At 42.6% G+C, this 14,693-nt stretch carries 13 protein-coding genes; 4 read left to right on the top strand and 9 right to left on the bottom strand.

Annotated features, from left to right (window positions below; translation table 11 throughout):
• Window positions 1–24 precede the first annotated feature (24 nt).
• The 7 genes from typA to pdhA form a co-directional block, all read right to left on the bottom strand.
• On the bottom strand, window positions 25–1,872 hold the full coding sequence (typA, locus tag FC98_RS08335) for a translational GTPase TypA (protein ID WP_054655072.1): 1,848 nt from the start codon (window positions 1,870–1,872) through the stop codon (window positions 25–27).
• Between the two features lie 90 nt (window positions 1,873–1,962).
• Window positions 1,963–2,742, bottom strand: a complete 780-nt coding sequence (locus tag FC98_RS08340; RefSeq protein WP_040470740.1) for an inositol monophosphatase family protein — start codon at window positions 2,740–2,742, stop codon at window positions 1,963–1,965.
• The gene (locus FC98_RS08345) at window positions 2,732–3,031 is read right to left on the bottom strand and encodes a UPF0223 family protein (protein ID WP_008855532.1); all 300 of its coding nucleotides are present in this window, start codon (window positions 3,029–3,031) and stop codon (window positions 2,732–2,734) included. Before FC98_RS08345 ends, FC98_RS08340 begins: the two co-directional genes overlap by 11 nt.
• A gap of 262 nt (window positions 3,032–3,293) precedes the next feature.
• A complete protein-coding gene (gene lpdA, locus FC98_RS08350) occupies window positions 3,294–4,718 on the bottom strand; it encodes a dihydrolipoyl dehydrogenase (protein ID WP_008855531.1) in 1,425 nt (474 codons plus the stop codon).
• A gap of 7 nt (window positions 4,719–4,725) precedes the next feature.
• Window positions 4,726–6,039: a 2-oxo acid dehydrogenase subunit E2 gene (locus FC98_RS08355; protein ID WP_008855530.1), complete on the bottom strand. Its 1,314-nt coding sequence runs from the start codon at window positions 6,037–6,039 to the stop codon at window positions 4,726–4,728.
• Between the two features lie 36 nt (window positions 6,040–6,075).
• Complete coding sequence (locus FC98_RS08360) at window positions 6,076–7,053, bottom strand: alpha-ketoacid dehydrogenase subunit beta (protein WP_054655068.1); 978 nt, start codon at window positions 7,051–7,053, stop codon at window positions 6,076–6,078.
• A 2-nt stretch (window positions 7,054–7,055) separates the two neighbouring features.
• Window positions 7,056–8,177, bottom strand: coding sequence for a pyruvate dehydrogenase (acetyl-transferring) E1 component subunit alpha (pdhA, locus tag FC98_RS08365; RefSeq protein ID WP_008855528.1), 1,122 nt, complete (start codon window positions 8,175–8,177; stop codon window positions 7,056–7,058).
• Window positions 8,178–8,464: 287 nt separating this feature from the next.
• On the opposite strand from pdhA, the gene def reads away from it, so the two are divergent.
• Window positions 8,465–9,031, top strand: coding sequence for a peptide deformylase (gene def / locus FC98_RS08370; protein ID WP_040470739.1), 567 nt, complete (start codon window positions 8,465–8,467; stop codon window positions 9,029–9,031).
• 103 nt (window positions 9,032–9,134) lie between these two features.
• Here def and FC98_RS08375 read toward each other — a convergent pair whose 3' ends face one another.
• Complete coding sequence (locus FC98_RS08375; protein ID WP_054655065.1) at window positions 9,135–10,427, bottom strand: MFS transporter; 1,293 nt, start codon at window positions 10,425–10,427, stop codon at window positions 9,135–9,137.
• Between the two features lie 471 nt (window positions 10,428–10,898).
• On the opposite strand from FC98_RS08375, the gene FC98_RS08380 reads away from it, so the two are divergent.
• Window positions 10,899–11,804, top strand: coding sequence for a helix-turn-helix domain-containing protein (locus tag FC98_RS08380; protein ID WP_008855523.1), 906 nt, complete (start codon window positions 10,899–10,901; stop codon window positions 11,802–11,804).
• 305 nt (window positions 11,805–12,109) lie between these two features.
• Here the strand turns inward: FC98_RS08380 and FC98_RS08385 are convergent, their stop codons facing one another.
• Window positions 12,110–12,595: a hypothetical protein gene (locus tag FC98_RS08385; RefSeq protein WP_056949438.1), complete on the bottom strand. Its 486-nt coding sequence runs from the start codon at window positions 12,593–12,595 to the stop codon at window positions 12,110–12,112.
• A 187-nt stretch (window positions 12,596–12,782) separates the two neighbouring features.
• Here FC98_RS08385 and FC98_RS08390 point away from each other — a divergent pair, with 187 nt between their 5' ends.
• Both FC98_RS08390 and rnjA read left to right on the top strand, forming a co-directional pair.
• Window positions 12,783–13,004: a DNA-directed RNA polymerase subunit epsilon gene (locus tag FC98_RS08390; protein WP_008855521.1), complete on the top strand. Its 222-nt coding sequence runs from the start codon at window positions 12,783–12,785 to the stop codon at window positions 13,002–13,004.
• Complete coding sequence (rnjA, locus tag FC98_RS08395) at window positions 13,001–14,689, top strand: ribonuclease J1 (RefSeq protein WP_008855520.1); 1,689 nt, start codon at window positions 13,001–13,003, stop codon at window positions 14,687–14,689. Before FC98_RS08390 ends, rnjA begins: the two co-directional genes overlap by 4 nt.
• The last annotated feature ends 4 nt before the right edge of the window (window positions 14,690–14,693 follow it).

The following is a 14,693-nucleotide window of genomic DNA, read 5'->3' on the forward strand; positions in this document are numbered from 1 at the left end:
AAATTTAGAAACTTTTTGTTAAATTTAGTTATGCTTTCTTCTCTTGGCTTCTTTTTCACGGGAGTTAGAGTTCAAAATCTTTTTACGCAACCGAACAAAGTGAGGCGTTACTTCACACAACTCATCTTCATTCAAGAATTCAAGTGATTCTTCAAGACTTAAATGAGTTGGTGTCTTGATTCGAGCCATATCATCAGATCCAGCAGCCCGAACGTTTGTAAGGTTCTTACCCTTAGTGATGTTAACCGTAATGTCATTTTCACGGTTGTTTTCACCAACGATCATGCCTTCATAAACTTCGGTACCCGGATCGATTAACAAGGTTCCTCGGCTTTCAATCCCCATCATTGCGTAGGTAGTTGCTTTACCAGCATTCATTGAAACCAGTGTTCCCTTCTTACGACCAGGGTTCCAGCCCTTGATAACAGGCATGTATTTTTCAAAGGTATGGTTCAAAATACCATAACCACGAGTCATTGAAAGGAATTCAGTTGAATAACCAATTAAGCCTCGAGATGGTGCCAAGAATGTCAAGCGAGTCTGGCCGTTATCGGTTGTTTCCATGTTCTGCATCTCACCTTTTCGTTGCGAAAGGGTATCGATGATTGAACCGGTGTATTCATCAGGAGTGTCGATTTGAACGGATTCAAATGGCTCACACATCTGACCATCAACTTCACGATAAATAACTTCTGGACGTGAAGCTTGTAATTCAAAGCCTTCACGACGAAGCGTTTCGATTAAAATTGATAAATGAAGTTCACCACGACCGGAAACGATCCATGAACCAGGATTATCGGTATCCTCAACTCGCAAAGAAACGTCAGTATGCAATTCACGCTTTAGTCGGTCTTCCAACTGACGAGCAGTTACAAACTTACCGTCTTGGCCTGCAAATGGTGACGTGTTGGTTCCAAAAGTCATCTGCAGTGTTGGTGCATCAATTCTCAAGATTGGAAGTGGTTCAGGGTCCTTAGGGTCAACAACTGTCTCCCCAACGTTAATATCTTCCATCCCAGAAACAGCGATCAAGTCGCCGGCTTTGGCTTGTTGAATGTCTTCTTTCTTAAGGCCGAAGAATCCCATTAACTTAGTAACTCGGAAGTTTTGTTTTGAACCATCTAGTTTCATAACAGTAACGTTATCGCCAACTTTGATCGTTCCCCGGAAAATCCGGCCAATTCCGATTCGACCAACAAAATCATTGTAATCAAGCATTGCAACTTGAAATTGAAGTGGTTCATCTGAGTTATCAATTGGAGCCGGAATATTTTTGATAATTGTATCAAAAATTGGCTTCATTGTATGTTCTTGCTTACTAATTTCAGAATCATAGCTTGAAGTTCCGTTCATAGCTGATGCATAAACGACTGGGAAATCCAATTGTTCTTCGTCGGCACCAAGTTCAATGAAAAGATCAAGCACTTCATCGACAACTTCCTTAGGACGAGCACCTTCACGGTCAACCTTGTTAATAACAACGATTGGTGTTAAGTGCTGTTCCAAGGCCTTTTTAAGAACGAACCGAGTCTGTGGCATAGTTCCTTCAAAGGCATCGACGACAAGTAAACAACCGTCAACCATTCGCATGATCCGCTCAACTTCACCACCGAAATCAGCATGCCCTGGTGTATCCAAAATGTTGATTTGTTTATCACCATACTTAACAGCAGTATTCTTAGAAAGAATCGTGATTCCTCGTTCTTTTTCAATTGCGTTAGAATCAAGTGCACGATCCTCAATCTGAACGTGTTGATCTAAAGTATCTGATTGCTTCAATAATTCATTAACCAAGGTTGTCTTACCGTGGTCAACGTGGGCGATAATTGCGATGTTACGAATGTCATCTCGTGTTTTTAATTTTGTATCCAAGTCGTTTGCTTCCCTTCATTTAAATCATTACCGAACGTTACACATCTCATCTATTGGCATAAAAAAACTGTGACAACCGTCACAGTATGACTATTGACCTACAATTGTAAGAATGTCTCGATGTGCCCTTCGTGTTGCTAACAATACCGTGGTTGATGATAACATACCCAGAGGCTTTCCGTCAATAGTCGTGACCATCATCCCAGCAGTTTCGCAAAGAATCTTACCTGCCCCAAAGTCCCAGGGCTTTAGGTATGAAATGTATCCAACTAATTCACCGCGTAAAACCGAGATAATATCAATCCCAGCGCTGCCATAAACCCGCATTCCAAGTGACTGATTCGCAATATCTACCATATTGTAATCATTATGTAGTACCATTGGGCCACTTAACCCCATCAATCCTTCTCTAAGAGGTGTATCAGCGACTTTTGTAAGTGGTTGGCCATTATCAAATACACCAATTTGGGGGCCGCCTGACAGCAAATGATTGCCAGTGACGTCGAGAATATAACCTAAGACCCCCTCGCCGTCAACATAGAGAGCAAGCATAATTGCAAAGTGATTACGTTGTTTAACAAAGTTCATCGTGCCATCGATTGGATCAATAATCCACACCCGGCCGATTGTCGTTGTCACATCATCCCCAGAACCTTCCTCACCAAGAATTCGTGAGGCTGGATCGAATTCACGGATTTTGGAAACAAGAAATTTTTCGTTTTGTTTATCAATGTTGGTCACCAGGTCAGTCCGTCCCGATTTAGTATTCACAGTTAACCGGGTATCAATCTTTCGTAAGACGTTATCACGGGATTCCTTCAGCCAACCCTTCACCGTCTTATCTATTACTTTAATTTCGTTAACGTCCATTATTTGTGCCATCCATCCTTACATTTTTGGTCTCAGAATTCTGAATCTTCTTAATCACCGCATATGAATCATAGCCAGAGCGTCGCAAAAATTCCTTTTCCAGTTGCTTTTGTTCCATTTGGGCTGGCAAAATGCGTTGAAACTTATTATAAGCCTTGACAAATTCCGCCCGGTCAACTCCTGCAGCTCGTTCGTAAGCTGCTTCAACTTTCTGAAAAAACGCCACAACCGCAATTACTTCATCAACGTCCAATCCGTCGATCAATGGGTATTCGTACCCGTTGGCCATGAAAATCAACTCCGATCATTATTAAGCTTTTAACAACATTATAGATGAAAACAAAAGTTTGTGAAATACAAAAGAGTATAAATTACTTTCTTTCAGAAAAAGTGTTGTCTCGCGTGTAAAAATTGCCTGTCATCATCCCACATTACTTGGATATATCTAAGGTGGTCAAAGAGCCAAAAAAGTCGCGTCCCATTCTCAATAATCTGAAATGGTTACGCGACTCTTTAAATCCGAGATTAACTGTTCATTATCTTAATTTTACTTAAATATGCGTTGGATATCCTAACGCAACATCCGCAGCTTCTTGAATTGGTTCACTCAAAGTTGGGTGTGGATGAATCGTCAACGAAATGTCCTCAACGTTCATATGGCTATTAACTGCCAAACTTAATTCAGCAATGAGATCACTAGCGCCTGGGCCAACAACCTCGCCACCAAGGATGGTCTTGTCATCCTTGGTATAGATTAATCGAGCAAAACCATCTACCTGGTCCAGCGAAACCGCACGGGCATTCCCAGCAAATGGGAACTTGGACGTTGCAACCTCGATATCTTTATCCTTCGCTTGGGCTTCCGTTAAGCCAACAACGGCCAATTCTGGGTCTGAGAAGCAAACGGCCGGAACGCCAGCATAGTCGTTAGCTGTATTCTTGCCAGCAATGGCGCCAGCAGCAACCTTACCCTGGAAGAAGGCCTTATGAGCTAAAGCTGGTCCAGATGCAATATCACCAACCGCAAAAATATGTTGTGAGGCAGTCCGCCCCTGCTCGTCGGTTTCAACAATCCCGTGATCATTGACCTTCACGCTCGTATATTCCAAGCCTAAATCATCCGTATTGGGACGGCGGCCAACCGTTACCATACAATAATCAGCTTTGATTGTTGATTGCTTACCGTCTTCCTCATAAGTGACAGAAACCCCATCATCGTCCTGACTGGAAGAAATTGCCTTGGCACTGGTATGAACATCCACGCCCTTTTTCTTCAATTGCTTCAAGACTACCGAAACCATGTCCTTAGTAAACCCGTTCAAGATAGAATCGAGGCCTTCGATAATTGTAACGTGGGCGCCCAAATTAGCATAAGCACCAGCTAATTCAGTTCCAACATAGCCACCACCAATGACAACAAATTCCTTTGGGATTTCTGGTAAATTCAAACCACCAGTCGAGTCAACTACCCGGCCTTCAAATTTGAAACCAGGAATTTCGATTGGGTGAGAACCGGTTGCGATAATCAAGTTGTCAAACTGAATCGTTGTCCCAGCATTTGTACTCATAAACTGCTGAGGGCCAACGGGCATGACTCGCAACTGGGTATCACTATCTAAAACTGCTTCGCCCTGGATAATCTCAACTTTATGCTTATTTAATAGCATCTTAACGCCATTGGTCATTCGATCGACAACCTTGGTTTGTTTCCATTCCTGTGTCTTCTTAAAGTCAATGGTTGCTGGTTGCGTCGTGATCCCATAACTTGAAGCATCATTTGCTTCCCTAAATCGATGACCTGCGGCGATCAACGCTTTTGATGGCACACAGCCGACATTTAAACAAACGCCACCAAGCTTATCTGATTTTTCAATCAACGTTACCTTTTGTCCCAATTCAGAAGCCCGAATTGCGGCCACATAGCCACCAGGGCCTGCTCCGATAATAACCGTTTCTTTCTTTTCGACATCTGCCATTATTCGATCATCCTTCCATCAACAACATAGCTGGATCATGAAGCAATTCGTTCATGTAATTCAAAGCATTTTGTGCAAGGGCGCCATCAATTAATCGGTGATCATAACTTAATGAAAGCTTCATCATGTTACCCACTTTGATTTCACCATCTTCGTCAACAATTGGTTCTTTGGCAATCTTGCCAACTCCCAAAATGGCAACTTCAGGTTGATTGATAACTGGTGTGAACCAGCCACCACCAATTGAACCAACGTTACTAATCGTGATCGAACCACCCTGCATTGTGTCAGCTTTCAGCTTATTATCATAGGCTGCCTGTGAGTTCTCCCGAATCTCTTTAGCAATTTCGAACATACCCTTGGAGTCAGCATTCTTAATGTTTGGAACATACAGCCCATGATCTGTATTCGTTGCAATCCCAACGTTATAGTAATGTTTGTAGACAATCTCCTGGGTACTATCGTCGATTGAGGCATTAAATTCAGGGAATTTCTTCATAACGGCAACAATCGCTTTAACAATATATGGCAAGAAGGTCAAATGAATGTCTTGATCGGCAGCCATTTGCTTGTACTTCTTCCGATTAGCCATCAAGGCACTGACTTCGACGTCATCAAATGACGTTACATGAGGCGAGATATCTTTTGATGTCCGCATTGCCTTAGCAATCGTCTTTCTCATCATGGACATTGGCTCTCTGGTTTCAAGATCAGGCTCGCCAGACTTCCAAGGCTTGATTGCTTGACCGCCTGCTTTAGCTTGAGTCGTTTGAGCAGGTTCAGGGGTTGCCGTTGCAGAAGCTGGGGCAGCAGCTGGATTAAAGTTATCGACGTCAGCCTTCGTAATTTGACCATGATTGCCAGTTGCAGGTACAGCGGTAATGTCAACACCCTTGTCCCGGGCATACTGACGAACTGATGGCATTGCCTTGATAATGGCATCAGGATTAGATACAGCAGCTGGGGCAGTAACCGGTGCTGCAGGGGCTGAGGCAGTCGGTGCGGCTTCTTTAGCAGGTTCAGCTGGCGCTTCCGCTTTGGCAGGAGCCTCGTTTGGCGCTGAATCATCAGGTGTATCAGGTGATCCGTCATCAATGGTGACTAAAAGGTCACCAACTTCAGCGGTTTCACCCTCCTGTTTATCAATGCTTTTAACGGTTCCAGCAACTGGGGATGGCATTTCCTGAACGGATTTATCGTTTTGAATTTCGACTAATGGATCGTCTTCCTTAACTTTATCGCCGACCTTAACCAGCCATGACGCGATTTCACCTTCAGTAATTCCTTCTCCCATTTCTGGTAGTTTAAACTTATAAGCCATGGGATCTAACTTCCTTTCTTTCCAACAATTAGAATTTTAGTAGTTTAAGATTTCTCTGACTTTCGCTTCGATATCATCTGCGTTTGGAAGCCAATCATTTTCAGCCATCGCAAATGGGAAGATACTATCTGGAGCTGCAACTCGGCCAATTGGCGCGTCGAGTGACATAATGTCGTTTTCAGCAATGTCGGCAGCAACCTTCGCACCTGCGCCAGTCATCTTTTGCGCTTCTTGGGCAATCACTACTTTATGAGTCTTATCAATTGAGGCAAAAATCGTTGCATCATCAATTGGTGACAATGACCGTAAATCAATTACTTCAACTGAAATATTCTCCTTTTCTAACTTGTCAGCAACCTTAAGTGCTTCATTAACCTCGGCACTATAGGCAACAACAGTAATGTCAGATCCTTCGTGAACAACGTTAGCCTTATCTAGTGGCACCGTGTAATGCCCCTCTGGAACTTCTGCTTTCATCGATCGATAGAGCTTCAGATTCTCCATAAAAAGAACCGGGTCATTATTTTCAACAGCAGAAATAATCATGCCCTTGGCATCATACGGATTAGCAGGGGTTACCACGCGTAATCCTGGAATTCCAATGAACAGACCTTCCAATGAATCCCCGTGAAGTTCAGCGGTATGGGTGCCACCACCAAATGGTGTTCGGATCGTAATTGGCATCGAAACATCACCTGACATCCGGAAACGGTTCCGTGACATTTGACCACCGATTGAATCAACGGCTTCCATTGTAAATCCCATAAATTGAATTTCTGGAATTGGACGCCAGCCGGTTAATGACAAGCCAATTGACATCCCTAAAATTCCTGATTCTGCCAATGGCGTATCAAATACACGATCAGTCCCATATTTATCTTGGAGGCCTTCGGTCGTTCTAAATACACCACCATTTTTGCCGACATCTTCGCCAAAAATCAGCGTTTTCGGGTCATTCTTGAGCACTTGATCAAGTCCGTCGGTAATTGCCTTAATATACGTTAATTTAGCCATGATTATTTCGACTCCTTTGCTTCGAATTTCTTGATGTCAGCTGCTACATCAGGAGTTGGTACTTCAAACGTATTCTTCAAGAAGTCGCTAATCTTCTGCTTAGGAGCGGCTTCGGCATCTTTCATTGCCTGCTTAAATTCATCTTTGTATTGCGTCACTAATTTATCTTCTTGATCTTGATCCCACAGTTTCTTTTCCGTCAGCACTTTGCGCAGTCGAATCAGTGGGTCACGGTCAAACCATGGCTTTTCTTGTTCCTTTGTTCGGTAACGACTTGGATCATCACCTGCTGAAGAGTGGGCCCCAAACCGATATGTTAAGGTTTCAACTAATGCGGGGCCATTTCCAGCTGCTACAAAGTCCCGGGCATCTTTGGCAACTAAGTAAGTTGCTAAAATATCCATTCCATCAACTTGAGTAGCCGGAACACCTGACGCAACACCTTTTTGAGCTAAGGTCTCGGCTGCCGTTTGGGTCTTACGAGGAACAGAAATTGCCCAGCCATTATTTTGAACGAAGAATACCGCTGGTGCTTGGAACGAGCTGGCAAAATTAACGCCTTCGTAGAAATCACCCTGTGAGGTTCCGCCATCACCTGTAAATGCGTAGGCAACCGTGTCTTTTTCACCGTTCTTCTTAATTCCTAACGCAGCCCCAGCAGCTTGAACGTACTGAGCGCCAATAATAATTTGAGGAATCCATGCCCGAACGCCTTCTCTAACGTAGTCGTAACATTGATAGTGGCCTTTTGACCACAAGTAGCCTTCCTTAACGGTTGCCCCATGTTGAATTAGTTGTGGCAAATCACGATATGCAGGGAAAAGGTAATCTTGCTTTTTCATCGCCTGAGCAATTCCCATTTCAGAAGCTTCCTCACCATATGTGGGTGCATAAAATCCCAGTCGACCTTGGCGGGAGAAGTTCATCGTTTGTTCATGCAGCGCCCGCTCCCAAACCATTTTTTTCATTAAAGTAACTAAATCGTCATCACTAAAGCGATCAAATAATTCTTGGTTAACTATTTTGCCGTTTTCATCAATAACTTGAACCGGCTTCTTATAAGGATCACTCATCGTTGATTTGATCTTAGCAAAATCAACAACTTGCTTGTCTTCTGCTGCCATAGATAACACTTTCCTTTCCTTTGGAGATCAACTTGTGATGCACAATCAAATCTCTCTAAACCACACTTCAAATTTAGCATTTTTCGCAACCGTTTGCAAGCCCTTACATTACTGTGAAACAACATTTTCTGAGTGTTTCTATATGTGTTAAAATTCACATTTATAATCGGCTGTGCCCGTAGGAGATTGTGAAAACCAGACAAAATATTTGCTGATAGTTTTTTCATTAAAATTACGCTAGAATGGTTATTAGCGAAAAGTTCAAAATTTATTCGGAGGTCTTTGAAGTGTTTTTAATGAAAGATATTGTTCGAGATGGCGATCCAGTTCTCCGCAAACAGGCGCCAAAAGTGAAGTTTCCATTGAGTAAAGAAGATAAACAGTTAGCTCATGACCTCATGGAATACCTTGAGGTCAGCCAAAACCCTGAACTTTGCGAAAAATACAAACTACGGGCTGGGGTTGGCTTGGCAGCTCCCCAAGTCGGTGTGTCTGAAATGATGGCCTCAGTCTTAGTGCCTAACGAAGATGAAAATGAAAGTGATACTCCCCTTTTCAAGGATGTTATTATCAATCCAGTGATTGTTTCAAGTTCCGTTCAGCGTGGTGCCTTAACTGAGGGTGAAGGATGTCTGTCAGTTGACAAAGACATCCCCGGTTACGTTCCCCGAGCTGCTAGAATCACGCTCCGGTACACTGATGTTGACGGTAAGGACCACAAAATCCGGTTAAAAAACTACCCAGCAATTGTCTGCCAACACGAGATTGATCACTTACACGGCGTTTTGTTCTATGATCATATCAATAAAGATAATCCGTTTACCAAATCTGACGACGAGATCTTCATTTACTAGTCTCGCAGTAACTGGAATCCTAGCTAATAAAGGCGGCAAAGTTGAAATGAACCAGTCAACTTTGCCGCCTTTAGTTTACATATCACCGAATCTTAGCACTATCCTACGAATTGGTCCCTTTAACCAACTCTGATTGCGTCTCCCGGTTTTGCCGATCTTCTTCAAGAATCATTAACCTACTTAAGAACAGTGCAAATCCAAGCAAAATGATACCGCTTACCGTGAAGTTAACCCAACTAGGGAAAACTTGAAAAATAACCGTGTAAATCATGACACCAATTGGCAGCGATGCCATGTTAATTGACATAACCGTTGCCGAAACTCTCCCTAGTAACGCCGTTGGCACCGCCTTTTGAATATATATCCCCATCGGTGTATTAAGAAACGCAAGTGCGATGCCGCTAACTAACAGAATCGCCCCGCCGACAATTTGCAATGTCCCTTTACTTAATCCTGGAATCATGACAAAACCAAACGCCATTAACGTAACGGCCACTAAAACAAATGCTAAAGCAAGTGTTTTAGCCAACTGCTTAAGGGGTGGCAGTAATGCAAGCAGTAGGTTGCCCATTAAAACGCCGACCGCATAAACAGAATTTAAAATTCCGAGTGTGACCGCCCCTGCATGCAATTGGTGAACGACCATGAACGGCATGCCAACATTGAGTGCTGAAATCATCAGGTTCAAGAAGACACCCCCACTCATTACGTATTTTAAAAATCGGTTAGCAATGATATATCTCAACCCAATTTTAAAGTGTGCCCATTGGTTGCCGTCATTCTCATTTCGACTTGCACTAGCTATTGGTTGATCATGAAAGGTCATCGAAAGTAAAATCAAAAGTGTTACCAGATTTGCGGCAATTGAAAATTCAATAAACATTTTAAAACCTAAGATGGCGTAAAAAGAGGTGGCAACCAGTGGTGAAAAGATAGTTGCAAATGACGTTGCCGATTGGGTAAGTGAGCTTAATCGTTGGATATGAGCATCATTAACCAGTTCATGAATAGCGGCATTGTAGCCAGTGGTCATCACACTTTGAACCGTGTAATTAATAACTAAGAAGCCAACCGTCGGCAAAATTTTACCTACGCCGTGAAAATCATTAATCGTGATGGCATAAATCAGTAACGCAATCAGGCGAACCAAAATGCTCGTCACAAGTAACGGCTTATGACGATGGCTATCAACGAGGTTACCAATCGGCACTAACCCTAATAAACTGACAAGCGGCATAATAATCATTGATAATCCAAAACTGAGTGACATCCCCGTCTCATCGAGTAACATTAACCCCATTGCTAATGAAAACATGTCAGCTGAAAAGGCACTAATAAGATTGCTAGAAAAATCCTTAATGATTTGAACGTTAGATTGCCTGTCTGTAATTTCCATGCATTTGTCCTCCAAAGTAAAGTGAGCGGAGTCAGGCGGTTAGAAACTGAAATATAAGTCTCCTTGGGCAGAAATCCTGGGTTTGGGGATTTTTGCCCAAGGTGCTTATATGGAAGTTTCTGCCTGACACAGCTGTCCTAGTAAAGTGAGCGGAGCAAAGCGAATTAGAAGCTGGAACCTAAGTTATCTTGACCGGAAATCCCGGTTTTGGATTTTTGGTCGAGATGGCTTAGGTGCAAGCTTCTGCTTTGTGCAACGGTCCTAGTAAAGTGAGCGAAACAGAGCGGTTAGAAGTCGGAGCATAAGTCTCCTCGGGTGGAAATTCCTGGTTCTGGAATTTTTACCCGAGGTGCTTATGCGCAGACTTTTGCTCTGTGCAGCTGTCCTACCCTGTCAGTTTGAATATTACTAGCCATTAACCACCTAAAGGATTAAAATATGTTGCAAATATGAGACAAGGAAGACAAATACATGGAAGAAATTGGTCCAACCGTTAAGAAGATTCGAATCATTAAAGGATTCACTCAAAAAGAAGTTTATGCAGCTGTGATCTCACGGTCGTTTGCAAACCGGTTTGAGCGCGGATTAAATGACGTCAGCGCTGCAAAGTTATTCATCATATTGGACCACTTATCCATTTCGGTTGACGAATTTCGGTTCATTCAAAATAATTACCAGCAAACCGTCGCCAATGAGCTTCAGACACAATTGAACAAAGCATACGACTCCCACGATCTTCAACAATTGGGGCAGATTGTTGCTGCTAATAAGCAAAGCGCTAACCTCAGCTTGCGGTCATTAGCCGCCACTGGTGAAATTTTGATTGAATCCTATTATTCGAAAACCGTCTCCATTACTCCCGAAATCAATAATTTTTGGGATAAGTTATTTGCTTCGAAAACTTGGACCATTCATGAAATTAAGTTGGCAGTTCCATTATTCATAATTGCGACCAGCACGGGACAAATTGATTTAATCCCGAAAATGGTCAATCAATTTGAAATTAATTGCAAAAAATACATCTCAAATGGCAGTGACCCATTTGGGATGTTAGATGAACTCTTGAATATGTATTTAGCGGTGTTTCAAATTCAGCTCAACTTAGGACAATTCGAGGAAGCACAGAACCTAGCTCAAAAAGTTGACGCGATTGATCCTCATACCCTATCAGCAAATAGCCGGATTTCACAACAGCTAATAAAGGGAATCTCACAGTTATATTTTGGCAACCAAGCAACTGGTGAACACATTCTACAAACAATTGAAGCATTTGAGTCGCTATATTCACCGGCAATCGATCATAACGTGATTGAGATTATTGATGTCCGCCGAAAATTAGCTGGAAAATATCGAAAGATGCAAGGAGAAAGCGATTAACAACGAGGAGATTTCACTACAAAATTAGGATTTTTCAGAAGGTTCCACTCCTAAGAAGCTTTATTTCTACAAGTAGTTGTTCTCTGTTAGATAGATCAGGACCGCTCCTCAAAGCAGAAAGCTGCACCTAAGTCACTCCTGCCAAAAGCCCATGGCTGGGCTTGTCATTTTAGTCAAACTAGTGGAAAAAACGTGTTCAGACGAGCAACAATCTGCGCGTAAGCACCTCGGAGAAAAATTCCAAGCCCGGGAATTTCCCTCCGAGGAGACTTACACTCCGATTGTTAAACGCTCGTTTTCACACTCTACAACCTTTTCAAATCATCCACATACTCCACGGTCGTCAAATTCACCAAATAGGCCACGTCGAAATGCAGCCGGTCATCCAACTGCCACATATCTGTCACCATAAATACCGGCCGATCAGTCTTTTCAACGTGGACATGCATATGATGCTCATTGCCATAAGTAACTAAAGCTTTAGAGAGCGCTTCTTTAAATTCTGGAATCGTACTAGTTACTTTATTGATTGGTAAATGGTATTCAAACGCCATGACGCCCCTACCCCAAATTTCAGCAATCTGTTCTGAACGTAAGTCATCATTACCAAACGAAGTCAAATCGCCGGATGTAACCAATTTTTTGACTGCCGTCTCGACTGCCTCATTACACACTCGTTGAGCAAGGGCTGTTCGTTTGCGGCTTGGCCGGGTTACAAATAAATAATGAATCAGATTATAAGCCGCAAACGCCACAATCAAGCCAATAATAATTTGCACAATTAATTCCATAGTTGCTCTCCATTCTTTTTCATTAATCTAATTTTAACATGCCATCATTAAGACGATTACTTTCAACTTTATATACTTATGTTTTATAATATGGTAATATATCGTTATTAGTTGTGTTTTCACAACCACTTGTCCGTAGAGAAACCCAACTGTTTCTTAAAAAGTATAATTTTAAAGGAGTTTTTTTATGATTTTTAAAGTACTATATCAACCCGACAAGAAACAAAGTCCTCGTCGGGAAACGACCCATGCCCTCTATGTTGAGGCCGATACCGAGGTAGAAGCTCACGCACTCGTTGAAAATAACACCGATTATGAAATCGAGTTCATTGAACCGCTCCAAGGTAAGCATTTAGAGTATGAGCAGGCTAATGCCGATTATAAGCTAACGGAGTTCAATGATAAATGAAAAAATTAAACGTCAAAAATAACGAAGCTGCTATCTATGGCGTTGGTGGTCTTGGTGAAATTGGTAAAAACACTTACGGAATCCAGTTCCAAGATGAAATCATTCTGATTGATGCTGGAATCAAATTCCCTGAGGACGACCTCCTCGGTGTTGATTACGTCATCCCAGACTACCAATATCTTGTAGACAATAAGGACAAGATTAAAGCCCTCGTTATCACCCATGGTCACGAAGACCATATCGGTGGTGTGCCGTATTTAATGAAGGTTCTAAATGTCCCTATTTATGCAGGGCCATTAGCAATGGCATTAATCAAGAATAAGTTAGAAGAACATGGCCTGTTGAACTCAGTTGAATTACATGAAATCAGCGACAAGTCCGTTCTCAAATTCAGAAAAATGAAGGTCTCGTTTTTCCGAACAACCCACTCAATCCCTGACACTGTTGGAATTGCCGTTCACACTCCGGTCGGTGTCATTGTGGAAACTGGGGACTATAAATTCGATCTTACCCCAGTTACTAATCAGCCGCCTGATTTACAAGAGATGGCCAGGTTAGGTGCAGAAGGTGTCTTGTGCTTAATGTCTGATAGTACAAATGCTGAAAAACCAATCTGGACCCACTCTGAAAAATGGGTTGGTAATTCGATTGCCCATATTTTCGATCAAATTCAGGATCGGATCATTTTTGCAACTTTCGCATCTAACATTTCGCGAATTAAGACGGCTTGTGATAATGCGATGGCCCATGGTAGAAAGATTGCTGTGTTTGGCCGTAGTATGGATGCTGCCATCGTGAATGGTCGTGAACTTGGTTATCTGGACATCCCCGATGACGCCTTTGTTGACGCTCACGATCTGCAATCCTTACCCGCCAATAAGACGTTAATTCTATGTACTGGGTCTCAGGGTGAACCAATGGCCGCCCTATCTCGGATCGCCAATGGAACCCATCGTCAAATCGCAATTCAACCAGGCGATACAGTTATCTTTTCAAGTAACCCGATTCCTGGTAACACAACCAGCGTTAACAGCGTCATTAACAAGCTTGAAGAAGCTGGCGCTAACGTCATTCATGGTCGGGTCAATAATATTCATACGTCCGGTCATGGTGGTCAAGAAGAGCAAAAATTGATGCTTCGTTTAATGAAGCCAAAGTTCTTCATGCCAATTCATGGTGAATACCGAATGCTTAAGATTCATACGGAACTCGCCGAACAATGTGGCGTGCCAATGGATCATAGCTTCATCATGCAAAATGGTGATGTTCTGGCTCTTTCAAGGGATCATGCTCGAATGGCAGGTCACTTCCAAGCTGGCGATGTTTACATCGATGGTAGCGGTATTGGTGACATTGGCAGTATCGTTCTCCGTGATCGTCAGTTATTGTCCGAAGAAGGAATTGTCGTTGTCGTTGCCACTGTCAATTTGACTAACCAAGAAATTCAATCCGGACCAGATATCCTATCCCGTGGGTTTGTGTATATGCGTGAATCCGGTGAGTTATTGGATGAAGGTCGCCGACTTGTCTTCAAGACGATTAGGAAAGCAATGCGAGCTAAAAAAGCAACGGAATCTTCCATTAGAAACGCCATCATTGACGATCTTCAAGAATTTCTCTACGACAAGACGGAACGTCATCCAATGATTTTACCAATGCTTATCATGAACGGAAATCAAAAATAACGTT

The organism is Lentilactobacillus kisonensis DSM 19906 = JCM 15041 (assembly GCF_001434135.1).
Lineage (GTDB): Bacteria > Bacillota > Bacilli > Lactobacillales > Lactobacillaceae > Lentilactobacillus > Lentilactobacillus kisonensis.

Bases quoted from the DNA above. Each gene is read 5' to 3' on its own strand.
- rnjA (WP_008855520.1), top strand. From the start codon at position 13,001: ATGAAAAAATTAAACGTCAAAAATAACGAAGCTGCTATCTATGGCGTT.
- FC98_RS08385 (WP_056949438.1), bottom strand. From the start codon at position 12,595: ATGGAATTAATTGTGCAAATTATTATTGGCTTGATTGTGGCGTTTGCG.
- pdhA (WP_008855528.1), bottom strand. From the start codon at position 8,177: ATGGCAGCAGAAGACAAGCAAGTTGTTGATTTTGCTAAGATCAAATCA.
- lpdA (WP_008855531.1), bottom strand. From the start codon at position 4,718: ATGGCAGATGTCGAAAAGAAAGAAACGGTTATTATCGGAGCAGGCCCT.
- FC98_RS08375 (WP_054655065.1), bottom strand. From the start codon at position 10,427: ATGGAAATTACAGACAGGCAATCTAACGTTCAAATCATTAAGGATTTT.
- FC98_RS08345 (WP_008855532.1), bottom strand. From the start codon at position 3,031: ATGGCCAACGGGTACGAATACCCATTGATCGACGGATTGGACGTTGAT.
- FC98_RS08390 (WP_008855521.1), top strand. From the start codon at position 12,783: ATGATTTTTAAAGTACTATATCAACCCGACAAGAAACAAAGTCCTCGT.
- FC98_RS08360 (WP_054655068.1), bottom strand. From the start codon at position 7,053: ATGGCTAAATTAACGTATATTAAGGCAATTACCGACGGACTTGATCAA.
- FC98_RS08355 (WP_008855530.1), bottom strand. From the start codon at position 6,039: ATGGCTTATAAGTTTAAACTACCAGAAATGGGAGAAGGAATTACTGAA.
- FC98_RS08380 (WP_008855523.1), top strand. From the start codon at position 10,899: ATGGAAGAAATTGGTCCAACCGTTAAGAAGATTCGAATCATTAAAGGA.
- FC98_RS08340 (WP_040470740.1), bottom strand. From the start codon at position 2,742: ATGGACGTTAACGAAATTAAAGTAATAGATAAGACGGTGAAGGGTTGG.